Here is a 25,611-nt window from a genome sequence, read left to right as displayed (position 1 = left end):
CTTAATAGGGAGAGTTAACAAGACAGACCTACTGATCCGCTAGCTTGCTATCGATGCCATACTTGGCCGCATCGTCATACAATGCCTCATCGTTGTCGTTCCAGTCCTCACTATTACCACTGTCATAAACGCTACCCTCTTCATCAGTATTATCAACATCGTAACGATTTTCATCATCATACTCGTAGTCATAGCGTGCATAACGAGCGCTTCGCAGTCTGTCTTTTTGTTGGCGTATCTTCGCAAGCCACGCGTTGCCATCGATGGCAGGCTTGGCATTTGCCCCAAAAGACTCGGCCAATAAAGGTGTGAGCGCATGGTCGTTAAAGCTGGCCTTATCATAACGCACTTGGTTGAGTACGCTGGTGGTCGCACCCATCAAATCGCTACCGACATTTAGCCGTTGCTGCTTGGCCAGTAGCTGATTTGCGCGATCCAAATAGTAGTAGTTTGTTTGATTAAAGGAGATGGGACCGATCGCTTCAATCAGCTGTAGCAGTGCGCCGACATCCGCGCTTTGATAGCCTTTATGGTATAGCTGCGCCTTAGCAAGTGCAGCTTTTAGCATCGCTCCATCAGGATACTGTGACGGATTGGCATCGACATGCTCTTGTAGTGACTGGGTCATATATTTTAGGATTTTGCCGACCAGCTCACCGCCTTGCTTACTACCGATATATAACTTGACAGCATGGCTGGCCCCCACTTCTTTGGCAAATGCGTCATTACGTATATCAACGGCGCTAAAATACTCTGGTGCCAGCTCGGTCATACTCTTCTGTATAGCAGCAAGCGCAGCATCATACAATACCGTAGGCGGCAGCTGCTCGGTGATGCTCTTAGGCAGACCAAAGCTGACCGTATGAGAGGCCATCTCCTGAGGCAGCGGGGTATTTTCAGGACTGGCCAGCGCCACAATCGGCATGATGGCCGATGGGTCTACCATGATACGACTGTCATTAAAATCCAGTGCGAGCGGTATCTGTATGGATGAGCTAAGCGTTGGGCTGACATAGTCATAACTATAGACGCTACGTAGCTGGCGCTGTTTGGGCCTGAATTGGCTGACGCTATTAAATGTCAAATGCTGATATTGATAGGCGTTGGTCGCAGCGATTTGCTCAGGTGTGCGATGCAACATAGCAAGCATCTGACCGATGACGCCGGTAGTTGGCATCGGTTTGTCATCGCTCGCCACTGGCTGCTGCTTGGCGGCTTGCATGGCTTCATAGCTCTTTAATAATGCCTTGGGTTTGACATCTTGCACGCCCGGTATCAACCCATCGTCTTTAGTATTGGCGCTATACTCATCATCAGCAAACGCTTCATCTGCATCGTCAGCAAACTCACTATTATCATCAGCAGCCTCGTCGTCTATCGCTTGCTCTTCTTGATACGCATAAGTTTCGATGATGGTTCTTAGCAGACTGCTCGCGCCAGCATCGATACTGTCTGGATCGATAAAGGGTGCCATATGATAATTGGCCTGCGCGACGGCCACGTGCTCACTGGCGAGATGCTGACGAATGGCAGCAAGCAAACGTGTCTTTGCCTGAGTCTGCATATTGGGATAGCTCTGCTGGTCAAACAGTTGCTCATAGCGCGCAGAGCTGGCTTGTAGACGGTCAGTAAAGACGCGCCCCTGTGCTTGGTTTACTGCACTGTCTGCGATCTCAAAGTCGATGAGCGCATCTGATACCGCGCCTGAGGAGACGCCAGCGCTTGTCTGACAGCCCATCAATACCAATGACGTACCACCAAGCAGCAGCGCACAACCGGTCGCCGCCAGTGTACGTGATAAATTTCGATGTTTGTTTTTATGATAAATCGCCACAGGCGCAGTTACCTCATGCAGCTGCGACCTACAACCAGACTGTCGACTGCGATGATTGCTATGAGTAGATGACATAAAGGTCCCTTTATTTAATGGGTAAAATAAGGATAAACGCGTATGATATTTATAACACAAAGCGTTACAATTTAGTAATATTAGCGTGCGTTTCTAGGCAAAAGTCTGTATTGTTTTTATCATCTAACGCCTGATATCCACATCCTTCTAGGGCGTGGATATCAGGCGTCAGTCGTTGTCGCACAATATTGTGAACCCCTTGATACCCAAATACATTGAGATCATAATTATTCCATGAAAACGCTCAAGCTACGCATCAAAGACAAACACGCCACTCAGCTCAATATCTTAGCTGGTGCGGTCAACTTTGTCTGGAATTACGTCAATGAGCTTAGTTTTAAACATTTACAGCGCACAGGCAAATTCTTTTCAGCTTATGATTTGGCCGCTTATACCAAAGGCAGTGGCGAGTATTTAAACTTGCACAGTCAAACCTTGCAAGCAGTGACCGAAACCCATGCCAAGGCTCGTAAACAGTTTAAAAAAGCCAAACTAAACTGGCGTACCAATAATCCAAAGGCCAAGAGAAGAAGCTTGGGCTGGATTCCTTTTAAAAAGACCGCCATTAAGCACCTAGCAACCCGTCAGTCAGGCAAGAAAAGCCTTAAATCTACTATTCAGCTAAGCCTTGCTAACCGCCAAAAGCTGATCATTGATCTGTGGGATAGCTACAATTTAGCCCTCTACAACATCAACACTTGCGAATTAGTACAAGACGCACGGGGTCACTGGTACGCCTGTGTCACCGTTAAAGACTTTCCAAAGATTAAGTGTGGCACGAGCCAAGTCGGTATTGATTTAGGCTGCAAGGATTCAGCAGTCAGTAGTGATGGCGATGTTCTAACCACTAAGCTAACCCATCAATATGCTGAAAAACTGGCCATTGCCCAAAGAGCTAAAAACAAAAAGCGGGTTAAGGCGATTCACGCCAAGATTAAAAATACCCGTCAAGATCTGATCCATAAATTCACATCAAAGCTTGTTAAAGCCAACAGCCTAATCGTTGTTGGTAAAATCAAATCAACATCATTCACTTCATCCAAACTGGCCAAATCCGTCTATGACGCAGGTTGGTTTGAAATAAAGCGGCAATTGGATTATAAATGCGCGAACGCAGGTTGCCACTATATCGAAGTCAATGAAGCGTACAGCACCCAAATCTGCTCGTGTTGCGGCTCTCGCCAAGACAGTCCGAAAGGTAGAGAAGGTCTTGGTATAAGAGCATGGTTTTGTCGTTCTTGTAAAACGACCCATAACAGAGATGTTAATGGAGCAAAAAACATTCTCGCGGTCGGGCTTGGCCGTCTTTAGTAGGAATCCCCTCACTTTAGGGAGGGGAGGAAGTCAACTATTAGAACCTGCCCTCTCATATTTTGTATTTTTTATATATAGTTAGCTGAATGTAAAACTGTTATGGATTTAAACGCGCTACTGGTATAAATTTTACTTGCGTGCTGCGTTCCCAGAGGCTGCGCAAAATTCATCCCAGTAGCGCTATGACATTTTTAGAGTGTATCGACTATATAAAAAACCTCTTACTTAGACTTATGAAATACCCAAACTTTACCACTCACATAAAAAGGACTTTGCCATGCCAAATCTGTCTGGCCACTCTCAACCACCCATCATCACCACATTAAAATCTGCGATGCTCATTGCTAGCAGTACATTATTGCTATCTGTATCAGCGCACGCATTTGAACCAGTAACACCAACTGCTGCCAAGGTGGTAAATAATACCTCAATCAACACCAGTGCGATCAACCTCGCCATCATGAGCGACAATCCGACAGTCTTGTCTGAAACCAAGCGCATCACACCAGCGAAAATCAATACGCTGACATCCACAACCAATAAAACAAAAACCGACCCAGCTATTTACTCCGAGGACGCCATTCATCATCCCGTCTGGGCCAAAAACGGCATGGTCGCCTCTCAAGAAGCACTGGCCTCTGATATTGGCTTACAGATTCTAAAAGACGGTGGTAATGCTGTCGATGCTGGCGTTGCGGTGGGTTTTGCCTTAGCCGTGACACTACCGCGGGCGGGCAACATCGGCGGTGGCGGTTTTATGATGATTTATGATGCTGAGCAAGGCGAAACGGTGGCGCTCGATTACCGCGAAAAAGCCCCAAGCAGTGCCTCGCGTGATATGTATCTCGATAAGGACGGCAATGCGGTCAGTGATTTGTCTCGCTTTCATGGCTTAGCTGTCGGCGTACCAGGGACCGTCGCAGGGCTGCTCAAAGCACTAGAAGACCATGGCACCATGAGCCGCGAGCAAGTGATGGCACCAGCGATCGCACTGGCTGAAGATGGCATAGAAGTCACCGCTGGCTTGTCGGAGTCACTAGAAGCCTTAAGCGATCGCCTGCAAAAATGGCCCAGCACCAAAAAGGTGTTTTTTAAACCTGATGGCAGTGCGTATCAACCTGGTGAGCGCTTGTATCAACCAGAGCTTGCCCGCTCGTTAAAGCTCATTGCCACTCAAGGCGCTGATGGGTTTTATAAAGGTGAGACCGCGCGCAGTATTGTCAAAGCCGTTAATGAGGCTGGCGGTCGCATGAGCTTGCAGGATTTGGCCAATTATGAAGCCATCGCTCGTACGCCTGTGACAGGCGACTACCGTGGCTATAAGATCGTCTCTATGCCGCCTCCCTCCTCTGGTGGTATTCACATCGTGCAGATTTTAAACATTTTAGAAGGCTATCCACTAAAAGACTATAGTCACAATAGCGCGCAAACCATTCACTTGATGGCGGAGGCAATGCAACTGGCTTATGCTGACCGTGCAGAGTATTTGGGCGACTCAGACTTTATCGATGTGCCAGCGAGCGGCCTTACTTCTCAAGCCTATGCCGATCAGCTGCGCACCTTGATTGATCCAGACAAGGCCACGCCAGCGAGTACGATTAAAGCCAACAACCCACTGCCTTACGAGAGCGACCAAACCACGCATTTCTCTATCGTGGATAAAGACGGCAATGCAATCGCCAATACCTATACGCTGAACTTCTCTTATGGCACCGGTCTGGTTGCAGACGGCACAGGCATATTACTAAACAATGAGATGGATGATTTTTCTGCCAAGCCTGGCACGCCAAATGGCTATGGGCTACTAGGCGGTGAGGCAAATAGCGTAGAAGCCAATAAGCGGCCGCTATCCTCGATGAGTCCGACGCTGGTATTTAAAGACGATAAGCCGTATATCGTGACTGGCAGCCCAGGCGGTAGCCGCATCATCACCACCGTCACTCAAATCATCTCCAACGTCATCGATCACGATATGAATATCGCTGAAGCCACGCACGCGCCGCGTATTCATGACCAGTGGCTACCTGATGAGATACGAGTAGAAAAAGCACTGAATATCGATACGATCACAAAGCTAGAATCCATGGGACACACGGTCAGTCCAAAAGCCGCTATGGGCTCAACACAGTCGATTATGATAACGCCAAATGGTGTCTACGGCTCCTCTGATCCGCGTATTGTCGATGCAGCGGTGGTTGGGTATTAAACAAATCTTCATATCAGATCTAACCTGAATCTTACTTATAGTCTTTATCTGATAAGCGTTACGTATTGATAAAAACCTCGTTTTACTTCCTCTCAAAGCCTTTTATATCAGCATAGTATAGAAGGCTTTTTTCATATCAGCACCTGCCAGCAAAGACAGGCTATTTCTTATAGCACCCACCGAAGCTGTAGCTGTCAACAGCAAATAATGCTATGATGTCCAGCTCAATTGAGCATTTGCGACAAAGGCTTTTACGGCCTAAACTTCCCATATAAACCACGCAAAATCCGCTAATAAAACCTATTGTTATTGACCGCACCAATAAGAGTCCTCTATGGCATTTGTACACCTTGGCATTCACAGCGAATACTCCATCACTGATTCTATCGTGCGCATCAAGCCGCTTATTAAAGCGGCGGCAGCTGACAATCAGCGTGCGCTGGCGTTGACCGACCTCTCCAATCTGTACGCGACGGTGAAGTTTTATCGCACTTGTCTTGGCGCTGGCATCAAGCCCATCATCGGCAGTGAAGTCATCATGGATGATGAAGACACCAGACTGACGCTGCTGGCCATGGACAACGAAGGCTATCAAAACATCACCCGTATTGTCTCGCTTGGCTTTACCGAAGGCCGCGCCGACCCTGACAATCACGGCACCCCTGTCATCAAGCGCCGTCATATCTTAGAGCACGCAGCGGGTGTTATTGTGTTGTTTGGCGAAAAATCAGACGTCGGACATGCGCTAGTCAGCTCTATGCCAGAAAATGCCGATGTGCTGATCACAGAGTGGCAGGCGCATTTTTCTGATCGCTTGTACTTTGCGATCAAGCGTACCAACCGCTCAGGCGAAGACGCTTTTATCAAAGCGGCGATACACGCTGGTGCCAAGCATCAACTGCCCATTATCGCCCACAATGATGTGCGGTTTTTGGAGCAAGAGGACTTCGATGCTCACGAAGCCCGCGTCTGTATCGCAGGCTCGTACGTACTGGCTGACCCTAACCGTCCGCGCTTGTATTCAGATGAGCAGTATCTAAAAACCCAAGACCAAATGGCGCAATTGTTTGCCGATATTCCGCAGGTGGTCGACAATACCATCCGCCTAGCCACCCGCTGTAATGTGACACTAACGCTAGGCATCAACGTGTTGCCTGACTTTCCTGTGCCAGAGGGCGAGACCATTGAGTCTTTTTTTCGGGCAGAGTCACAGCGCGGTCTTGATCACCGATTGGACAAGCTCTTTCCTGTGGAAGAACGTGACGAGAGCTGGAGCGACTTTCGTCAGCAGTACGATGAGCGCCTAGAGTATGAGCTCGATATTATCTTATCTATGGGATTCCCCGGTTACTTCTTAATCGTTATGGACTTTATCCGCTGGGCCAAGGCCAATGGCGTCCCTGTGGGGCCAGGTCGCGGCTCTGGTGCCGGCTCTTTGGTTGCGTATGCGCTCAACATTACCGATCTCGACCCCATTCATTACGACCTATTATTCGAGCGCTTCTTAAACCCTGAACGTGTCTCTATGCCCGATTTCGATATTGACTTTTGTATCGAAGGTCGCGACCGTGTCATCGATTATGTGGCGCAAACTTACGGCCGTGAAGCGGTCTCACAAATCATCACCTTTGGTACCATGGCGGCAAAAGCGGTGGTGCGTGATGTGGCGCGGGTACAAAGCAAGTCGTACTTCTTGGCCAATAAAATCTCTAAATTGATTCCGAAAACACCTGGCATCACCTTGTCTCAAGCACTCGAGCAAGAACCACAGCTCAAAGACTTAATCTCTAATCCTGACAACATGGATTATGAAGATGCCATCGAGATTTGGGAGATGGCGGTCAAATTAGAGGGCGTGTGCCGCAACGTCGGCAAGCACGCCGGTGGTGTCCTCATAGCCCCGCATAAAATCACCGATTTTAGCGCCATTTACTGTGACGATGAGGGTCACCGTGTCAGCCAGTTTGATAAAGACGATGTCGAAGATGTCGGTCTGGTAAAATTTGACTTTTTGGGCTTGCGTAACTTAACCGTCATTAATGCTGCGGTCGAAAACATCAACCAACGCCGCGCACGCGAAGGCAAAGACGCGCTGGTACTAGAAGATTTACCGTTAGATGACAAAAAGACCTACAAACTCTTGCAAGAGGCCAAAACCACAGCCGTCTTTCAGCTAGAAAGTATGGGCATGAAAAAATACTTGGCCAAGCTGCAACCAACCAACATCGAAGACGTCATCGCCATGTGCGCCCTCTACCGCCCAGGGCCACTCGATGCCGGTATGGTAGAGATGTATATCGACCGTAAGCACGGACGCGAAGAGGTCATTTATGACCATCCCAACCTCGAGCCAATTTTGCAAAACACCAACGGCGTTATTGTCTATCAAGAACAAGTCATGCAAATCTCGCAGGTCATGGCCGGCTACAGTTTGGGTGGCGCGGATATGCTACGCCGCGCCATGGGTAAGAAAAAACCTGAAGAGATGGCCAAACAGCGTGATATTTTTGTCACCGGTGCCACCGCACAAGGCATCGATGAAGCAACGTCAGGCGGCGTCTTTGACTTGATGGAAAAATTTGCCGGTTATGGCTTCAACCGCTCGCACTCTGCTGCTTATGGCGTCCTTGCTTATCAGACCGCTTATCTCAAGCAGTACTACCCTGCCGAATTTATGGCCGCGGTACTGACATCCGATATGAACAACACCGACAACGTGGTGTTCTTTATCAATGACTGCCGTGAAAACTTTGGCTTGACTGTAGACAATCCATCGGTAAACCGCAGTGAGTGGCACTTTGTCGCTGATACGCCGACCAATATTATTTACGGACTTGGCGCAATTAAAGGCGTGGGTGAAGGTGCGGTGGAGTCTATCGTCGATGCGCGCCGCCGCGGTGGGCCGTTTAAAGACTTATATGACTTCTGCCGCCGTGTCGATATCAAAAAAGTCAATAAACGCACGCTTGAGGCACTGGTTAGTGCTGGCTGTTTTGATGACTTTGCCGCGACGCTGCGACCAGACTTACCAAGTGACGCCGCCTACGAGATTCGCGGCGCACTCATGAGTCAGCTGCCAAGCGCAGTACAGGCCGCGGAGCAAGACCGCCAAAACAATGAGCTTGGCATGATGGACTTGTTTGGCGAGATGGACGGTGTGGTCGCCGCCCCACCGCTCAAAATGACGCCAGAGCTGATCTGGGGTGACAAGCACCGCCTCAAAGCAGAAAAAAACACATTAGGGCTATACCTAACTGGGCACCCGATCAATGAGTACTTGGATGAGCTAAAACACTATACCTCTGGCGCCCGCCTTGATAAGCTCACAGACACAGGCTATAACGGCAGCTGCTACTTTGCCGGCCTTATTATCGATATTGCCAACTTTGGCAATCGAAATGTCATTACTTTAGATGATGGCACCTCACGATTAGAGGTCAGCTGCTATGCTGAGCGTTTCAATCGCGTCAAAGACCAGCTGAAGGTGGATGAAGTGGTCATTATCAAAGGCAGCATCCGGGAGCGTGATGGACGCCTATTTGCCCGTCTTGATAATGCCATGAGTATGGTAGATGCGCGCCTGCGTTGGCTCAAAAAAATCAGTATCAAAATCCACGGCAGTGACACGCGCCTACTCTCACGCCTACAGCCGATACTCAAGTCCGCCCAAGCTGATATCATCCCCGCGCCTAGCTTGACTCAGCAAGATGAGCCAGACGATGCGACCTTCAATGGCAACTACGATCCTGCGATGGGTGGGAGCTTATATGATGAGGATGGCAATGACTTATTGGCGCTAGAGCATGACATGCAACAAGACGCGCTGCAAAATGGCAGCCTTTATAGCAATAATGCGCTGAGTAACACTGACGCCTCCATTCATGATAACTGTCTGCCGCTTGGCCTGAGCATTTATGAAACGTATGGCATCGCCAATGTAGGACTCTCTGAGCATTGGCGCATCTATCCAAATGATGACAATTTACAACAACTAAAAAGCATGGTGAATGAGGACAACTTACATTTTCATTATAGCTGACGCTGGGCTTTTAGCCGTGGCCTCCTATAGCGATGTCTACTCTATCCCTTGACGATAGCAATTTTATTGCTTGTGATTTAACTGATTTAACTGATTTAACTGACAATATTGGACCTAATACCATGGATGAGAACCCACATAATAATACCGCCGACCAAACTGTAGAGATCCTCAATGATGAGCAATTTGAAGACATGCGTGACTTGCTCGAAGAGGACTTTGCCGATTTGATTCAAGTATATCTCACTGACAGCCAGCAGCGCATCCACAGCCTACGCATCGCGCAACAACAAAACGATAATGCCAATGGTTTTGAGATTGCCCACGCCCTAAAAGGCGCCAGTGCTAATCTGGGGACGACCCAGCTGATGCGTCTTAGTAGTCAACTCCAAGAGCGGTGCCGTGAGCAGCGTATCGGTGAGCAGGCGGCGCTGATCGAGGATATCGCAGCAGCGCTACAATGCGCTGAGCAAACCATCAAACAGCGCATGGAGCAATAAATGAGCCAAAGTCCTTTATCAGTGACAACGTCGCCATCATCCATGCCAATCAACCATCCAGCAACAAGCATAGACGACTACTTATCTTGTATTCAGGTCGTCATGGTCAATACCACCTTGCCTGCCAATATCGGCTCAGCGGCACGGGCCATGCATACGATGGGATTGTCACGCTTGACAGTCGTCGACCCTAAGCGGCCTATCGATGAGACCAGTGTATCGCACGCTGCAGGTGGCCATGAACTGCTGTCAGCGGCTGTGATTGCCCCAACGCTAGAGTCGGCGATCGCTGATTGTCAGCTGGTGTTTGCAGCTAGCAGTCGCAGTCGTCATATGCCGCGCCCTGTCGTCACGCCCACACAAGCGGCCAAAATCATTTTTGATTTTATCGATAGTCAATCCACCTATCAGCCTCAGACCACGGCCGAGACCGCACAGGATAATACTGCTGGCACCCACAAACCAAATATCGCGATATTGTTTGGCCGCGAAGACCGTGGTTTGACCAATGAAGAGCTGGCCTATGCCGATTACCATATCCAAATCGATGCCAACCCTGCCTATCCGGTACTTAATGTCGCCTCAGCGGTACAAGTGATTGCCAGCTTCATCTTTGCTTATGCGCAAACCCACACTCAGACAGCGACGAGCCCAAAGGCTAATGCTGACTCTAATAAAGCCGCAGCACGCTCGATGATTGATATGACATTACGCCAACAGTGGGATGAACCGGCCATCACTCAGCAGCAGCAACAGCAGTTGACCGAGCGCATGACAGCGCTGATGGTGCAGCAGGGGCTGGCAGACAGCACAAATCTAAAATCATTACCAGCGCGGCTATCGCGGCTCGGCTCGCGCTTACAGCTGGATCAAAAAGAGTATCAGCTGTTAAGCGCACTTATCGCCAAGCTTTTAAAAGATAGACCCCAATCATCATAATAAAAGCCACCAGTACAGATTTTTTGGGTTTGGTCGGCCAGCGATAGCCTGCTATTATTAGGGCGTGTTATATTGGATGGCTCAGATTGTAAGTACATAGAAATAAGTGCATAGAAATAAGTGCATAGAAATAAGTATATAGAATAAGCATCAGGATTAGCACCCAACACTGACCACACCGCCATACTTTACCGACCAATAAACGGACCAACAGACCGACCAACAGATAGGACACTTTATGTCATTGCCAGCCAAATTGTTCAAATCGCTTGCCAGCATCAAAAAAGACCTAAAAGAAGATGTCGATGCGGTATTCAACCGTGATCCTGCCGCACGCAATAGTCTGGAGGTCATTCTCACCTATCCTGGTATTCATGCGCTTATCTTGCATCGCGGCGCTCATTATCTCTGGAATCACGAACAAAAACTGGCCGCCCGTGTGATCTCTTACGGCTCGCGTATCGTCACTGGTATCGAGATTCACCCTGCAGCCAAAATCGGTAAGCGGTTTTTTATCGACCACGGTGTCGGCGTGGTCATCGGTGAAACTGCAGAGATTGGCAACGATGTCACCTTATACCACGGCGTCACTCTCGGCGGCGTCTCATGGAATAACGGCAAACGCCATCCAACGTTAGAAGACGGCGTGACCGTAGGCGCTGGCGCAAAAGTTTTGGGGCCATTTACTGTCGGTAAAAATGCCAAAATCGGCTCAAATGCGGTGGTGGTCAAACCTGTGCCAGCCGGCGCTACCATGGTCGGCAGCGCAGCGCGCATGATATCCGATCATCACGATGAAAAAGGCAACCCCATCGCCACTAAAGTCCAAGACGCCAAACAACAAGAGAAAGTAGCCCAAGCAGGCGAAGGCGACACCGGCAAAGACCAAGCGCAAAGCACATCGGCCAAAGCCAAGCGCCGCACTACTTTTCAAGCTTATGGTATCGACCCCTCTTCTCAAGACCCAGTGGCCGAAGCGTTTGCAAAAATGCTTGAGCATATTCAGCAGTCAGAAAATCGCCTAGATCAGCTGCAAACCGCCATGTGCGAGATTGATCCTGATTTTTGCAAAAAGAAGTATGACAAGCTTTGTTTAGAAGATTTAGATGTGATCGGCCTCTCTGACATGGAAGAGCTGACTGACGAAAAAAACAAGTCCTAATGACCTACCGTAGCCTCTGATACTCTTTTAATATAGTCAATCGCACATAAAATTGGCACAATTGATATCACGTGCTACTGGTATGCATTTTGCGCCGCATCGAGCAGCGTTGGCACAGCACACAAGAAAAATGAATGCTCGTAGGACGAACTTATTTTAAAGCAGATGCACTATACTTATAAATAAAATAACACTAGGAGATACCATGGCACGTCTACAAGATAAAGTTATAATCATTACAGGCGCAGCTCAGGGTATGGGCGAGACTCATGCTCGCTTGTGTTTGGCAGAAGGCGCAAAAGTCGTATTGACCGATATCAACGCTGAAAAAGGTGAGGCGCTGGCCAAGGAGCTTGGTGATAACGCCTTATTTGTCAAGCATGACGTCACCGATGAAGAGGATTGGTCAAAAGTCGCGAACGCAACTCAAGAAAAATTTGGTCAAATTGATGTATTGGTCAATAATGCTGGCATCACCACACACAAATCTATCCTAGACACCTCGGTTGCAGACTACCGCAAGATTCTAGAGATTAACCAAGTATCCGTCTTTTTGGGTATGAAGGCCGTCATTCCAGTAATGCAAGCCGCCAAACAAGGCTCGATCATCAACATCTCATCGATTAATGGCTTGGTTGGCGGTGCTATCGGCTATACCGATTCTAAATTTGCGGTGCGCGGTATGACAAAGGCGGCAGCGCTAGAGTGCGCCCCGCACGGTATTCGCGTCAACTCCATTCATCCCGGCGTCATTGCTACCCCGATGATTATGCAAGGCGATACCAAAGATGCGGTTGAGGCCTTTGCCAAGACCATTCCGATGCGGCGGGTGGCGCAGCCAGAGGAAGTAAGCAACATGGTGCTATTTTTAGCATCAGATGACTCAAGCTACTCGACGGGCGCTGAGTTTGTTATTGATGGTGGTTTGACAGCGCAGTAGTAAGCGTGATGTCCATAAAAGCTGGGTATGTTGCCCAGCTTTTTTTGGTGTTTGGAAAAGTTTTAAAGCCTTTTAACCGATAAAACCGCTCTTTGAAATCAATTCTTCAACCCCTGCTGTCTCGTGTGCTTTGAATGGATAACGATCCGCCATTATTATCCATTGTTCTGAATACTCTACTATTTTTGCAGATATTGATTTATTGCTTAGGCTATTTTTGTTAAGCCCAGTTTGTATAAGTAAAATGTCAATATCCATGGTGACTTTTTTTATAGAGGTTTGAGCTGCTGTTAAACGCTGCCGATGGCAGTCACTTTCAATGAGTTTAAAAGCCTGCTGTAGCTCCTGCAAACTCATCGCCGTATCCAGAGATAAATACGCACACTGATTGGTATAGTCAGGCTTTGGCTGCTCTTGAGTGGCGGTAAAGTCAGGGTTTTGAAAAGACGTAGAGAGCTGCATACGGCCAAATGTGGCCAGTTTTTCACGTGCATCAGGCAAATAGTAGTCAGCGTGATAGTTGCTGCCCAAAGCCAGTACCACTGCTGTCACCGCGTGCGTTTGCAGCTGTTCAGGCTCATGTATTTCCAGACCTGCAAGATTCACACCAGCCAGACCTTTATGCCTCTCATACGTCTTAAACATTTTAGGCGTCTTATGCATCATAACTTTGACTGGCAGGCTGCTCGCTATGACTGGCTTTTGCAGATCGGGTGATTTGTACCCCAACGGCGTCTGCGTGTTTGATTGCCGTCGGCTTAGCCATGCTCAGCGTGATTTTATGACAAGCGTATTTGGCAAGCAGTTTATCGGCGATTTTCTCAGCCAGATGCTCAAGTAGCTTTGCTTGAATGGCTTGGCACCACTCGCTGACATCCTCACAAACTGCCTTATAATTTAGTGCATCCTGTACATCATCTGAGGCGGCAGCAGCACTGATATCCGTCTCAAGTGCGATATCGATCTGCAGCGGCTGAGTGATAGCGCGCTCCCATTCATAGACACCGATGACGGCATCTACCGTCAAGCCTTTGACAAATACCACGTCAGACTGAGTATGCAACATGCTTTTATCCTTGTTTACTGGTTTTTTAGGGAGTTTGAAGCAGACAGATGATCATGCTTTTTGGCGCAAACGCGCAGCCTTTAGCATCTTACTTGGGCGATGACGCCACAAGTCAATGCTAAACAACAATAGACCAACCCAAATCAAGCCAAAGACGGCCAAACGGTGCAAGTCAAATGGCTCTTTATAGTAAAATACTGCCAAAAAGAAAATAAAGGTCGGTGTCAAATAGTTCATAAAACTTAAAATACTATAAGCCACCAGCTTGGTTGATTTATTAAATAACAATAGCGGTATCAAAGTGATGGGGCCTGCCAGCATCAATAGCCAAATGTTTGATGACAACCAAAAACTGATCTGACTACTCACCACATCGGCCTGCCAAAACCACCACAGGCACATCGGTACCAGCATCGTCGTCTCCACAAACATCGCATCGATGGCGCTCAGCGGTGTTTGCCGCTGAATGGTACCATATGTGCTAAAGCTAAACGCCAGTATCAGCGAAATCCAAGGTAAGCTCCCAATCATCACCACCTGAATAATCACAGACAATAGCGCAAAACCAATCGCCACCCATTGCAGTGTCCGCAAGCGCTCTTTGAACAAAATCATCGAGAGCGCCACCCCTACCAGTGGCCCGATAAAGTAGCCCAAACTGGCCTCAAGTATGCGGTCATGGTTGACCGCCCAAACATAGGTCAGCCAGTTGGTGGCAATGATCAGACCCGATATCAGCGAAAACACAATCCACCTAGGGTTTTTCTTTAAAGTGTCTATCCAGCCCCAGCGTTTGGTGACGACTAAGACAAGCAGCAGACAAGCAAAGGTCCAGACGATACGGTGTCCGATGATCTCAGTGGCGTCATAGGCGGCCAACTGTTTAAAATATAAAGGAAACCCGCCCCAGATAAAAAAGGCCATAAGCGCGGTGACAATACCACGTCTGGTGGTTTTGATAGGCGTCACGGGTTTTTTGATGACATTTTGAGTGGTCATAAGTCAGTACAACTTAATTTAGAGCAAAGCGTACTGTTGCAGACTGCGCCTGATGATGAGCGTATTTAGGCGAGCGGCAAAAGCACAGGGTTACTACAGACAGAATAAAAGTGAAAAAGCAATGCATTGACACTCATAATAGTATCAATGCATTGCTGACAATAACGGTATTTGAACCCTTATGGCGTTTAATACCTGGTAAAAGTCCTAACGCTGTTAGGCGCGGCTATCGTGAACCTCAATAGACATGCCTACTTGATTGGCAAGCTCGGCAAATCCTGGAAAGCTGGTATTGACCGTCTCAACGCCTTCGATGGTGATCGGCTTGGATGCGCGCAAGCTAGCAACCGCAAAGCTCATGGCGATACGATGGTCATGATGCGAGGTAATATGTCCGCCGCCAAAAACAGGTTGGCTGTTATTTACTTCATTGCTGTCAGCATTACTACCCTTGCCTTCAATGATCAGACCATCCTCAGTCACTGTACAATCAATACCGAGGGTTTGTAGACCATCTGCCATCACAGCAATACGATCGGACTCTTTAACGCGCAATTCTTTAGCACCAGTCAACACTGTACGACCTTGCGCACAACTGGCAGCGATAAACAGTACTGGGAACTCATCAATTGCCAGTGGTACTAGATACTCTGGGATATCAATACCTTGCAGGTTTGAGCTGCGTATCGTGATATCAGCCACTGGCTCGCCGCCCACATGGGTTTCATTACTTAGGCTGATATCAGCATTCATCAGCTTTAAGATATCAATGATGCCGGTACGAGTTGGGTTAATACCCACTTGCGTTAGGGTCAATTCGCTACCTTGACTGATGGCCGCGGCGACCATAAAGAAGGCGGCAGAAGAGATATCCGCAGGCACGGCGATATCGCCACCTGTGAGCGTACCACCGCCTTCGATACTGACACGATTGCCATCGACGGTCACAGGATAGCCAAAGGCTGAGAGCATACGCTCGGTATGATCACGGCTAACTTCAGGTTGGATGACCGTCGTGGTGCCGTTTGCCCACAGTCCCGCCAATAGCAAGCAAGACTTCACCTGAGCAGAAGCAACTGGCATGTCATACTCTACCCCTTGCAGCGGCTGGCCAACCGTATCACGGCCAGTGATGCTTAGCGGCGCGGTACCATCATGACCCGTGCTTTGGATCACCGCACCCATGTCACGTAACGGTGCTGCCACCCGCTCCATCGGACGCTTATTCAGACTAGTATCGCCTGTCAACACACTATCAAACGACTGGGCGGCTAAGATACCGGCTAGCAGGCGCATACTGGTGCCTGAGTTGCCCATATACAGTGGTGTTTTGCTGGGTTTTAGACCATTCATACCGACGCCATGAATGGTCAATCTGCCTTTATCAGGGCCTTCGATGCTTACACCCATGTCACGGAATGCTTGCAAGGTAGCCAGCGCATCCTCCCCTTCCAAAAATCCAGTGACGTTGGTCACACCTGTGGCCAAACTGCCAAGCATGATGCTGCGATGCGAGATAGATTTGTCTCCAGGAATGGTAATAGTGCCAGAGACGGTGTTGCTAGGGGTGATATTATAAGAAGCTGACATAGCAGAGGTATCCGTATAAGGGGTGCTGGCTAACATATGGCCAAAATGTCGCCGTGCGGCTTGCGCGCGGCCCAAAAGCCCCATCAGGGCGGTTGAATCTTTATCAATGATAAGCTGACGCATGGTCTGTAGATAGACGCCGTACTCATCAAGGGCGCTGATAATCGCGCGCTCGTTGGCAAAAAATATATCATGCCACATCTTAGGATCGCTGGCAGCGATACGGGTAAAGTCGCGGAATCCACCAGCGGCATAGCGAAACATATCCAAATTGTCATCATGACTCGCCAATTGCTCGACCAGATTAAACGCCAGTAGGTGCGGCAGATGACTGGTATGCGCCAATATTGCATCGTGATGATCGGCCGCCATCGGCATGACAGTCGCACCCACTGCCTCCCATAACTGCTGCAGCTTTGCAATTGCAGAAGAGCTGGTGGTGGCGAGCTCACAGATTATCACGCTGTGGTTGACAAACAAATTGGCGCGTCTGGCATGATACCCTGAATTCTCCGCCCCAGCAATCGGATGCGCGGGTACAAACCCCGTTGGCAGTGCAGCAAATACCGATTTTGCTGCCTCAATGATATTGACCTTGGTACTACAGACATCCGTAATGATACAGTCTGTAGCCAGCTGGCCGTTGTCCATTGCCGCTTTGATATCGGTAAATACGGCTTGCACCGCTTGCACCGGTACGGCAATGATAAGTAAGTCGCTGCCTGCCACCACGTCAGTCAAGCGCGTGCTACCAGCATCGAGCAAGCCATGTTTTATGGCTTCATCCACGCTTGGCACATGTCTATCAACCGCAACCAAACGCTCGCTTAGCCCATTGTCCTTGATGGCTTGGGCGAGGCTTGCGCCAATTAGCCCAAGACCGATCACGCAAACTTGTTTGAACAATAAAGGGGTTTTATCAAAAGAGGATTGCATAGGATTCTTATTTTTTATCTTTTTTATGGCGACTCACGGTAGTTTGTATTTTACAAACTGGCATTCAGTCGCAAAGGCACGCCTGCATGAGCGCCATGACATTATCGGGATTCAGATGGGCTGGTCCGCCCTCTTTATCAGTTGCCAACGCTCAGTCCTCGGTCAAAATCGAGCGTAGCGTATCTATCAAACGCAGATTGTCTTCAGCCAGACCTACCGTGATACGCAGCCAGTTCGGGAGTCCATATGCGGCCAAAGGACGTACGATCACCCCCTGCTCTAGCAATGCTTGATGGATAGATATAGCGTTGATGTCTTCCATCTCAACTTCGAACTTTACCATGATAAAATTGGCATGCGACTTAATAAAACCCAGCCCTAGCGCGTCAAACTGTTTTTCTAACCAGCGCATTTGCTCAGCATTGCTCAAGCGAGTGGCTTCGATAAAGTCTTGATCGGCAAGTGCAGCAGCGGCGGCGGCCAATGCCACACGGCTGACGTTAAATGGCTGACGAATACGGTTTAATAAATCTGCGACTGGCACTGAGCTGATCGCGTAGCCAACGCGCAGACCCGCCAGCCCATAAGCTTTAGAAAACGTACGAACGATAACCACATTGTCAAACTCATCAAGCAGCGCCCTATTATTACTCTCAGGGCTATACTCGATATACGCCTCATCGAGTACCACCAGTACCGAAGCTGGCACGCTAGCGACAAACTCACGTAGCTCTTTTTGCCCAAGCTGGGTGCCTGTTGGGTTATTGGGATTGGCAATAAACACAACCTTGGTATTTGGATGGTCGGCGACGGCTTGACGCATGGCCGTTAAGTCATGACCAAACCGCGGCGTGGGCACCTCTATCCCAGTAGCACCTTGTATCTTCGCCAGCATCGAATACACCACAAAGGCATACTGACTATACACAATGGTATCGTCGCAACTGACAAAGCCACGCGCCAATAGGTCCAATAGATCATTGGAGCCATTACCTAGGGTAATCTGCTCAACATCCACACGATTAAAATCCGCCAGCGCTTGCTTGAGATAATAGCCATTGCCATCAGGATAGCGTGCCAGTTGACCCAGCTGCTCGGTAATCGCCAATGTCACATGCGGCGAGCAGCCCAGTGGGTTTTCATTGCTGGCCAGCTTTACGACATCAGAAACCCCATACTCGCGCGTCAGCTCCTCGACCGGCTTGCCAGTCTGATAAGGCGTCAGCGCTAAGATACTGTCATACGCAGAGGTAAGCGGGGCTAAACTTGATGATGTCGCTTGAGGTGATGCCATGGTTTACCCTTAGAGATGATGACACATCTACTGCTTAGTATGATCCATTTGCGGCCGATGATCAGCTTACAATACCGCTTTGGGGTATGAGCCAAGTATACGCAAATCTTTTACCAGTGGACGAATATCGGCAATCGCTGCGCTCACATTTGGCGCATCAATATGACCATTCATATCGATGAAGAATACATAAGCCCATTTATTCGGGCGCTCAGGACGCGTCTCGATACTGGTCATCGATACACCATGATAAGACAGTGGCTTTAGAATTTCGATCAGTGCCCCTGCTTTGTCGTGTGCCGATACCACGATAGAGGTTTTGTCTTGACCTGATGGCGCAATCGCCTCGTGACCGATGATCAGAAAACGTGTGGTGTTGCTAGGATTGTCTTCTATGTTGGTATACAGCTTGTGCAAATCATACTCTGCTGCAGCAACGTCCCCCGCGATAGCGGCAGAATGCCACTCGTTTTTGAGGCGACGCGCCGCCTCTCCGTTGCTCGATACCGCCACACGCTCGACGTTTGGAAAGTTGACATCAAGCCAATGACGGCACTGAGCCAGTGACTGCTGGTGCGAATAAATACGGCTGAGACTATCGACCTTGGTGTGCTCAGCGACCAAGAAGTTTTGGTGAATAGGCAGCTCAACTTCACCGATGATTTTTAATGAAGAGGACAAAAAGCCATCTAGCGTGTGATTGACCACCCCTTCTGAAGAGTTTTCAACAGGTACCACGCCATACATCGCTGTGCCCGCTTCGACTTCGCGAAACACATCGGTGATGGTGGTCATCGGCACGGTATCCGCGGCTTTGCCAAAGTGTTTGAGCGCAGCTGCATGGGTAAAGGTACCGACAGGCCCTAAAAACGCAATGCGCTGCGGTGCTTCTAAATCCAAGCATACAGACATAATCTCACGAAACAGACGGGCCATTTTTTCGTCAGCGATAGGGCCAGTATTGCGCTCCATGACGGCTTTTAGTACTTGTGCCTCTCGCTCTGGACGATAAAAAATAGGGTTGCTGTCGGTCGTGGCGGCGACATTACTCGCGAGGTGTTCTTTTTTGACGACAGCCACTTGCTGAGCCAATTTGGCACGATCATTGATCAACGTTTGAATTTTGCAGTCTACTGCATCGATACTTTGACGAATATTGTCCAAAAACGCTTTTTCGGTTGCGGCATCGTTTGTGTCTGTCGTGGTTTGATTGGAGTTATTCATATGTTGTTCTGGTGACTGCTCACTCATTACCGCCCATCCTTTTTAGATTTTTTACTGTTGAAATTTTTGGCCAGTTTTTAACTATTGGGTCTGACATCATCGGTGTTAATAGCTTGCTATAGCGACATGATAAAACAATAGTCTATCAAGACACCGTCTGCTTTTGCTCTTATCCGATTTTGCCATGCCATTTTTTGACTTATCAATAATATCTCAAGCTGCTCATACCACTATCGCATAACAGGTGGCCGGCTCTACTATAACAAAAACGGCGCGCAGTGCCCACGGGTAATCGTGTGCAATCGCATGTAATGTCGCGCCACTCTTATCAGCTCGCCCATATCATCTCGTCCATAGTATAGTCGATTCAAAATAATTGTGGTACAGCGTCAGCAAGTGAGAAGGCTGATGTCGTCAATTCAGCTAATATTGACCTGACTATAGCACAGTTGTGCCCTTGTCTCTTGTCGTCCATCACACTATGAAGCAACAGAGGCTCAAAACTATGTTACAGTTTAATACCAATCCCTCATCTTACGACAAAAACAAAACCACCCTGTGATTGATAACATCACATCACTAAAAAAAAGGATCTCTAATGAGCGCATTACAACAGCTTCGTACCATGACCACCATTGTCGCTGATACTGGCGATCTGGCCGCCATTGCGCGCTTAAAACCCATCGATGCTACCACCAACCCAAGCTTGATCACCAAAGCCCTCATCCACCCTGACAATCAAGGCATGCTGGCAGAGACCATGAGTCGCCATAATGGCGATGTCGATGCGGTCATAGACGCACTGACCGTCCAAGTCGGCTGTGATATTTTGGCACTGATCGAGGGACGAGTGTCTACCGAAGTCGATGCGCGCTTGTCTTATGACACCAAAGCGACGATCGATAAGGCCATGGAGTTTATGGAGGCGTATCAAAAGGCAGGAATCGATCCTAAGCGCGTCTTGATCAAAATGGCCGCCACTTGGCAGGGCATCGAGGCGGCGCGCTACCTCGAAACCCAAGGCATCCATTGTAACTTGACGCTTTTATTCGGTCAGCATCAAGCCATTGCCTGTGCTGATGCTGGCGTGACGCTGATCTCGCCTTTTGTGGGTCGTATTTTAGACTGGCAAAAACGCCAGCAAAACCGCCAAAACGTGCCCGCCTCCGATGATATGGGCGTACAATCGGTCAAGCTGATTTATCAATACTACAAGCAGCACGGCTATGGCACTCAAGTCATGGGCGCAAGCTTTCGCTCTACTGAGCAAATACTGGCGTTGGCAGGCTGTGATTTATTGACCATCGCGCCAAACCTTATCGACGAGCTTGCCGCCATGGACACACAAGTAGAGCGTCAGCTATCGCCCAGCATGTCGATGGCGCTAGATGAGATGACCCGCGTCAGTCTAACTCATGAAGAGTTCAGCGCCGCCTACCAACAAGACACCGTGACACAAGACCTGCTACCAAAGGGCATTGATGGCTTTATCACTGCTCGTGATGAGCTGGCCAAGACGCTAGCAGCCATCCGTGAGTAACTTGTCAGGCCGTGACCTGTCATAAAAGATATTTGCCTGCCGATAACAACTTGGCTATTATGGCCTACTTCAAACAACCAGAAGCAAGGCTTAAGTATGAAACGGCTATCAGTGTTATTGGCAGGCAGTGCTTTGGCACTCAGCGCACAAGCAGTGAACTGGTCAGAGGTGTCCGAGAGTCATTCTGGCTCGGTTTTTAGTGTGGACTTAGATTCTATCGAGCGCTCTGATATTAGCATCATAGATGAAAAGCGTGTCGAAAATATCACCGTCTCAATCCGTCGAACCTACCCAACACAAGCCAAAAAAAACATAGTAGAAGACAAAGAGGCTGCAAAAGAAAAATATACAGAAAAAGAGACGCCTAAAGAAAAACCCATCCACCATAGCGATCAGCAGCTACTGATCTCTTGTAAAGACGCCAGCTACTATCGGCGTGCTTATGTCAATTACGCGGCCAATGACAAAGTCATAAAGTCTTGGCAGTCAGACAAACCCATTTTGACCACAAAAGATTTCAAAATCACCAGCCCTAAGACGATCGGACGCATCCTCGTAGAATACAGCTGCCAAAACCATAAACAACAAAAAACGGCTTAATTTAGCATGGGCTTTGTGCCATGTGTCTTAAATGCCGTATATCTTAAATAGCTATGTTAAAAAAAAGCGCGCTGACTATATCAGCGCGCTTTTTGATTTTAGGCTTTTAGTACCGTATAAACGGGTACTGGAAACGCCCCATGCAGCGCCACCAAATCAAGTAACACCAACGCCCCGACCACGGTATGACCTGCCGAGCGGCAAAGCTCGTAAGCGGTATTCAAGGTGCCACCAGTTGCCAAAATATCATCGACCAACAATACCCGCTCAGGCGGTAGATTGTTTTGCATCTCAAGGGTGTCTTTACCATACTCGAGCGCATAGGCCTTATTGGCCACAGGTGGTGGTAACTTACCAGGCTTACGCAGCAGTACCATACCCTTACCCAAGCGCCCTGCCAACAAGCTGGCAAAGACAAATCCACGCGCCTCGACCGCCCCCAAACAATCAACCTCATCCAGACAGCCTTCTGGTAAAGCGGCCAGCAGCGCATCGATGACTGCATCAACGTGACTGCGCAGTAACGGGGTTATGTCATAAAAATCAATGCCGACTTTTGGAAAGTCTGGTACGGTGCGAATGATCTGCCAAAAAGGATGATCAGTATTGAGCACGGCTGATGGCTGGTTTTCGGTATTGGTAGAAGTGGCGGCATTGATGCTCATGAGGACCCTTAGCGTGTATGACTTTGATAATAACTGGTGTGAATTTTTCGGTCGTTATTGTAGCATAATTGACCCAATTAATACGCTAAAGCATCGGCTATTATCAGCCTTGATGTGCATAAAACCGCGACGCTTGACTTGATAAAAACCTCACAATCTCAATATACAAGTGTAAACTTAACTATGAAAATAACGGTTATATGCTAAACTACGTGCGTTTTTGCTGTCTAAGCGCTGACCGTTATGTGGACACTTTCACACTGTCGTGACGCCCAGTCATTAGCCCTTGGCATGACTGGCGCGCTAAAAAATGGTCACACTAGAAATAATCAATAGGACTTTTTATGAAACGTTATGAATGTATTGTCTGCGGCTGGATATACGACGAAGCACTTGGTTGCCCAGAAGAAGGCATCGCCCCTGGCACCAAATGGGAAGACATCCCTGATGACTGGACATGTCCTGAGTGCGGTGTGGGCAAACTCGATTTTGAGATGCTTGAGCTGTAGTAGACGACCTCTGATTAGGACACTTCATGACACAATCAAATAACATCAATAGCGCCAGATCACAAGTAATCCCAGATCCAAGCCTAGATGAGAATGTGGGCCACTATCCTACGCCTGAGTGGCAAAAGTTTGGCGCGCATCAGTGGCATGACTCTGATCTGAGTGACCAGTTGCATCAAGCGATGATCGATATCGGTGATGGTATCGAGCTTTGTGTGGAAGCAGGCGGTAACCCAAACCACCCACCCTTGCTCATGGTCATGGGGCTTGGCTCACAAATGATATTTTGGCCAGAAAACTTTATAAAACGCCTCATTGATGCCGGTTTTTTTGTGATTCGTTTTGACAATCGTGATATTGGTCTATCGTCTAAAGTGCAAATTGACGGCCTACCGCGTATCAGTCAGCTAAAGATGATGATGCGTCTGCAAACAGGGCTCTCTAACAAGAGCGCGCAAGTGGCCTATAATTTGACCGACATGGCCGAAGACACTGCCCGTCTTATAAAGGCGTTGCAGCTGGGCAGAACCCATCTGCTTGGCGCATCTATGGGCGGGATGATTGCCCAAATCGTGGCCGCTCGCTATCCAAGCTTGGTACAGCGAATGGCGCTGATGTTTACCACCACCAACCGTGCATTTTTAAGACCGCCCAAACCTCGGCAGCTATACACCCTTATCAACCGCCCTGAGAGTCACTCTGAGCGTGATATTGTGCGTCACAGCGTCTGGTTTATGAAGACGGTTGGCACACCAGGGCATGTCAATGTGCGCATGGTGCGTGAGATTGCCAAGATTCGCTATCAGCGCAGCTTTCATCCGCTCGGGACCGTGCAGCAGCTAAATGCTATTTTGGCATCTGGCTCTATTAGCCGCTATAGCAAACAAGTCAAAGCTCCAACCATCGTGCTACATGGTAGCGCCGACGGCCTCCTGCCAGCATCGCAAGGGCGCGTGGTGGCAAAGACCATCCCCAATGCTAAGTTTTATCTGATCGAGGGCATGGCACATGATATTCCTGAGTATTATCAGCCTTATATGGTGAATCTGATCAGCAATCATCTGTTGGCGCAGGGCTCTTAAAAGCTATTTAAAAAGCGCGTACGTCTGAACAAGCGTGTAAGTTTGACTGTTAAAGACAAGCTTGCGCGCTTTTTTTATGCCTGCTTAGGTATCGCCATGGTACAAAAATAAACGGCTCAATCACAGCCAACGCTGCTGCCTGTTTTATCAATGCACATTTTATTGCCATTTTTTAGATTACCGATCCATGCTTTGCCATCGACAAACACAAACGAGGGCTTGCCTTGATAAGTATCGCCTGCGGACACGCCACTGTCTGCAAACCGAAACGGAATCAACAGCTCACCACCAAGATTGACAAAGCCCCAATCTTCATTGATACGTACGCCCGCCATGCCTTCAGAAAAGGGACGCACCTCATCAAATGAGTAGGTAATCATGGTGACATTTTGGTCATCGACAAAGCCCCATTTACCATCTTGCTGACGCGGCTGTAGTGTGGTAAAAGGACTGTTGGGCGGCGCGGATGGCGACTGGCGCGCTTGCGGCGGCTTGTGGTTATTGTCAGCAGGGTCTTTTGCCACATTACCGCTTTTATCCAGCCAACTGATGTTGTTGTTTTTACGCACACGGGTGATGCCGCCGCGATAATCAGCTACCTCACTAAACGATGATGAAAATGGCACGACGGTTCTGTTGGCAGTATTGATGACGCCATAGTTTCCGTTCTTTTTTACGACGATACGCCCTTCTGATACCGGCCGCGCCCAGCCTTGACGCTCTTTTAGCATATCGTACATAGCAGGCACCACTTCTCGCCCTTTCATATTGAGGTATCCGACGTGACCGTTACGCAGTACGGGCAGCAGCCCCTCTGAGAGGTTATCGGCATCGACCTTTTGATAGCGTGATAGATCGACAACGCGCTTGCCTTTGTTGTCAATCAAGGCCACAGGCGCGCCAAAATCTTTGATAGCCAAAAACAAGCCACTGCTGGCGGTACAAGAGACGTTTTTGTAGTAGCTTTTGGGGATTTTACAGCTGGCGGCTTGTGCTTGCGGTATCACCAGTAACGTACTGACAATGCTAATGCCAACGCCAGCCGTACACCGCAACATCATTGTCCAAAGGTTAGATACTGCAGGGCGCGGTTTTGA

20 protein-coding genes are annotated in these 25,611 nt (G+C 48.7%); 11 read left to right on the top strand and 9 right to left on the bottom strand.

The window, feature by feature from the left end:
- Window positions 1-28 precede the first annotated feature (28 nt).
- A complete protein-coding gene (locus tag AADH33_RS06290) occupies window positions 29-1,909 on the bottom strand; it encodes a hypothetical protein (RefSeq protein WP_100749395.1) in 1,881 nt (626 codons plus the stop codon).
- 234 nt (window positions 1,910-2,143) lie between these two features.
- Between AADH33_RS06290 and AADH33_RS06285 the strand changes: the two genes are divergently transcribed.
- The 7 genes from AADH33_RS06285 to AADH33_RS06255 all read left to right on the top strand — a co-directional run bounded on the left by AADH33_RS06285 (window position 2,144) and on the right by AADH33_RS06255 (window position 13,009).
- Window positions 2,144-3,220 carry an RNA-guided endonuclease InsQ/TnpB family protein gene (locus tag AADH33_RS06285; RefSeq protein ID WP_348549905.1) on the top strand — a complete coding sequence of 359 codons (1,077 nt, stop codon included), beginning with the start codon at window positions 2,144-2,146 and terminating at the stop codon, window positions 3,218-3,220.
- A gap of 280 nt (window positions 3,221-3,500) precedes the next feature.
- Window positions 3,501-5,429 carry a gamma-glutamyltransferase gene (gene ggt, locus AADH33_RS06280; protein WP_348549904.1) on the top strand — a complete coding sequence of 643 codons (1,929 nt, stop codon included), beginning with the start codon at window positions 3,501-3,503 and terminating at the stop codon, window positions 5,427-5,429.
- Between the two features lie 334 nt (window positions 5,430-5,763).
- A complete protein-coding gene (gene dnaE / locus AADH33_RS06275) occupies window positions 5,764-9,468 on the top strand; it encodes a DNA polymerase III subunit alpha (RefSeq protein WP_348549903.1) in 3,705 nt (1,234 codons plus the stop codon).
- 122 nt (window positions 9,469-9,590) lie between these two features.
- Window positions 9,591-9,968 (top strand): Hpt domain-containing protein, encoded by a 378-nt coding sequence (locus tag AADH33_RS06270; RefSeq protein ID WP_075102358.1) that lies wholly within the window; start codon window positions 9,591-9,593, stop codon window positions 9,966-9,968.
- 42 nt (window positions 9,969-10,010) lie between these two features.
- Window positions 10,011-10,907, top strand: coding sequence for an RNA methyltransferase (locus tag AADH33_RS06265; RefSeq protein ID WP_075102390.1), 897 nt, complete (start codon window positions 10,011-10,013; stop codon window positions 10,905-10,907).
- Window positions 10,908-11,145: 238 nt separating this feature from the next.
- A complete protein-coding gene (gene cysE, locus AADH33_RS06260; protein WP_075102357.1) occupies window positions 11,146-12,069 on the top strand; it encodes a serine O-acetyltransferase in 924 nt (307 codons plus the stop codon).
- Between the two features lie 205 nt (window positions 12,070-12,274).
- Window positions 12,275-13,009, top strand: coding sequence for a glucose 1-dehydrogenase (locus AADH33_RS06255; RefSeq protein ID WP_075102356.1), 735 nt, complete (start codon window positions 12,275-12,277; stop codon window positions 13,007-13,009).
- 72 nt (window positions 13,010-13,081) lie between these two features.
- Here AADH33_RS06255 and AADH33_RS06250 read toward each other — a convergent pair whose 3' ends face one another.
- From AADH33_RS06250 to pheA, 6 genes are all read right to left on the bottom strand, one after another.
- Window positions 13,082-13,654, bottom strand: coding sequence for a 2-amino-4-hydroxy-6-hydroxymethyldihydropteridine diphosphokinase (locus AADH33_RS06250; protein WP_083608627.1), 573 nt, complete (start codon window positions 13,652-13,654; stop codon window positions 13,082-13,084).
- Between the two features lie 10 nt (window positions 13,655-13,664).
- The gene (gene folB / locus AADH33_RS06245) at window positions 13,665-14,075 is read right to left on the bottom strand and encodes a dihydroneopterin aldolase (RefSeq protein WP_075102355.1); all 411 of its coding nucleotides are present in this window, start codon (window positions 14,073-14,075) and stop codon (window positions 13,665-13,667) included.
- A gap of 51 nt (window positions 14,076-14,126) precedes the next feature.
- Window positions 14,127-15,074 (bottom strand): EamA family transporter RarD, encoded by a 948-nt coding sequence (gene rarD, locus AADH33_RS06240; protein WP_075102354.1) that lies wholly within the window; start codon window positions 15,072-15,074, stop codon window positions 14,127-14,129.
- 216 nt (window positions 15,075-15,290) lie between these two features.
- Entirely contained in the window at window positions 15,291-17,600 is a 2,310-nt protein-coding gene (locus AADH33_RS06235; protein ID WP_075102353.1) for a bifunctional prephenate dehydrogenase/3-phosphoshikimate 1-carboxyvinyltransferase, read from the bottom strand.
- 151 nt (window positions 17,601-17,751) lie between these two features.
- Window positions 17,752-18,894 (bottom strand): histidinol-phosphate transaminase, encoded by a 1,143-nt coding sequence (hisC, locus tag AADH33_RS06230; RefSeq protein ID WP_075102352.1) that lies wholly within the window; start codon window positions 18,892-18,894, stop codon window positions 17,752-17,754.
- A gap of 66 nt (window positions 18,895-18,960) precedes the next feature.
- Window positions 18,961-20,145 (bottom strand): prephenate dehydratase, encoded by a 1,185-nt coding sequence (gene pheA / locus AADH33_RS06225; protein WP_075102351.1) that lies wholly within the window; start codon window positions 20,143-20,145, stop codon window positions 18,961-18,963.
- A gap of 571 nt (window positions 20,146-20,716) precedes the next feature.
- Between pheA and AADH33_RS06220 the strand changes: the two genes are divergently transcribed.
- Window positions 20,717-21,658 (top strand): transaldolase, encoded by a 942-nt coding sequence (locus AADH33_RS06220; RefSeq protein ID WP_207970049.1) that lies wholly within the window; start codon window positions 20,717-20,719, stop codon window positions 21,656-21,658.
- A 96-nt stretch (window positions 21,659-21,754) separates the two neighbouring features.
- Window positions 21,755-22,258, top strand: coding sequence for a hypothetical protein (locus tag AADH33_RS06215; RefSeq protein WP_348549902.1), 504 nt, complete (start codon window positions 21,755-21,757; stop codon window positions 22,256-22,258).
- 98 nt (window positions 22,259-22,356) lie between these two features.
- Here AADH33_RS06215 and AADH33_RS06210 read toward each other — a convergent pair whose 3' ends face one another.
- Complete coding sequence (locus tag AADH33_RS06210) at window positions 22,357-22,923, bottom strand: adenine phosphoribosyltransferase (RefSeq protein WP_348549901.1); 567 nt, start codon at window positions 22,921-22,923, stop codon at window positions 22,357-22,359.
- A 344-nt stretch (window positions 22,924-23,267) separates the two neighbouring features.
- Between AADH33_RS06210 and AADH33_RS06205 the strand changes: the two genes are divergently transcribed.
- Both AADH33_RS06205 and AADH33_RS06200 read left to right on the top strand, forming a co-directional pair.
- Window positions 23,268-23,432 carry a rubredoxin gene (locus AADH33_RS06205; RefSeq protein WP_057759803.1) on the top strand — a complete coding sequence of 55 codons (165 nt, stop codon included), beginning with the start codon at window positions 23,268-23,270 and terminating at the stop codon, window positions 23,430-23,432.
- 26 nt (window positions 23,433-23,458) lie between these two features.
- Window positions 23,459-24,514 (top strand): alpha/beta fold hydrolase, encoded by a 1,056-nt coding sequence (locus tag AADH33_RS06200; protein ID WP_348549900.1) that lies wholly within the window; start codon window positions 23,459-23,461, stop codon window positions 24,512-24,514.
- A gap of 116 nt (window positions 24,515-24,630) precedes the next feature.
- Here the strand turns inward: AADH33_RS06200 and AADH33_RS06195 are convergent, their stop codons facing one another.
- The gene (locus AADH33_RS06195; protein WP_348549899.1) at window positions 24,631-25,575 is read right to left on the bottom strand and encodes a WG repeat-containing protein; all 945 of its coding nucleotides are present in this window, start codon (window positions 25,573-25,575) and stop codon (window positions 24,631-24,633) included.
- Between the last annotated feature and the right edge of the window lie 36 nt (window positions 25,576-25,611).

This window comes from Psychrobacter sp. KFRI-CH2-11 (assembly GCF_038239325.1).
In the GTDB taxonomy this organism is placed as follows: domain Bacteria; phylum Pseudomonadota; class Gammaproteobacteria; order Pseudomonadales; family Moraxellaceae; genus Psychrobacter; species Psychrobacter celer.
The sequence above is the reverse complement of the archived record's forward strand: the minus strand, read 5'-3'. Positions and strand labels throughout refer to the sequence as shown.

Bases quoted from the DNA above. Each gene is read 5' to 3' on its own strand.
- AADH33_RS06255 (WP_075102356.1), top strand. From the start codon at position 12,275: ATGGCACGTCTACAAGATAAAGTTATAATCATTACAGGCGCAGCTCAG.
- AADH33_RS06200 (WP_348549900.1), top strand. From the start codon at position 23,459: ATGACACAATCAAATAACATCAATAGCGCCAGATCACAAGTAATCCCA.
- AADH33_RS06210 (WP_348549901.1), bottom strand. From the start codon at position 22,923: ATGAGCATCAATGCCGCCACTTCTACCAATACCGAAAACCAGCCATCA.
- AADH33_RS06265 (WP_075102390.1), top strand. From the start codon at position 10,011: ATGCCAATCAACCATCCAGCAACAAGCATAGACGACTACTTATCTTGT.
- AADH33_RS06220 (WP_207970049.1), top strand. From the start codon at position 20,717: ATGAGCGCATTACAACAGCTTCGTACCATGACCACCATTGTCGCTGAT.
- pheA (WP_075102351.1), bottom strand. From the start codon at position 20,145: ATGAGTGAGCAGTCACCAGAACAACATATGAATAACTCCAATCAAACC.
- folB (WP_075102355.1), bottom strand. From the start codon at position 14,075: ATGTTGCATACTCAGTCTGACGTGGTATTTGTCAAAGGCTTGACGGTA.
- AADH33_RS06215 (WP_348549902.1), top strand. From the start codon at position 21,755: ATGAAACGGCTATCAGTGTTATTGGCAGGCAGTGCTTTGGCACTCAGC.
- dnaE (WP_348549903.1), top strand. From the start codon at position 5,764: ATGGCATTTGTACACCTTGGCATTCACAGCGAATACTCCATCACTGAT.
- hisC (WP_075102352.1), bottom strand. From the start codon at position 18,894: ATGGCATCACCTCAAGCGACATCATCAAGTTTAGCCCCGCTTACCTCT.
- AADH33_RS06235 (WP_075102353.1), bottom strand. From the start codon at position 17,600: ATGCAATCCTCTTTTGATAAAACCCCTTTATTGTTCAAACAAGTTTGC.
- AADH33_RS06195 (WP_348549899.1), bottom strand. From the start codon at position 25,575: ATGATGTTGCGGTGTACGGCTGGCGTTGGCATTAGCATTGTCAGTACG.
- AADH33_RS06285 (WP_348549905.1), top strand. From the start codon at position 2,144: ATGAAAACGCTCAAGCTACGCATCAAAGACAAACACGCCACTCAGCTC.
- cysE (WP_075102357.1), top strand. From the start codon at position 11,146: ATGTCATTGCCAGCCAAATTGTTCAAATCGCTTGCCAGCATCAAAAAA.
- rarD (WP_075102354.1), bottom strand. From the start codon at position 15,074: ATGACCACTCAAAATGTCATCAAAAAACCCGTGACGCCTATCAAAACC.
- AADH33_RS06270 (WP_075102358.1), top strand. From the start codon at position 9,591: ATGGATGAGAACCCACATAATAATACCGCCGACCAAACTGTAGAGATC.
- AADH33_RS06250 (WP_083608627.1), bottom strand. From the start codon at position 13,654: ATGTTTAAGACGTATGAGAGGCATAAAGGTCTGGCTGGTGTGAATCTT.
- AADH33_RS06205 (WP_057759803.1), top strand. From the start codon at position 23,268: ATGAAACGTTATGAATGTATTGTCTGCGGCTGGATATACGACGAAGCA.
- AADH33_RS06290 (WP_100749395.1), bottom strand. From the start codon at position 1,909: ATGTCATCTACTCATAGCAATCATCGCAGTCGACAGTCTGGTTGTAGG.
- ggt (WP_348549904.1), top strand. From the start codon at position 3,501: ATGCCAAATCTGTCTGGCCACTCTCAACCACCCATCATCACCACATTA.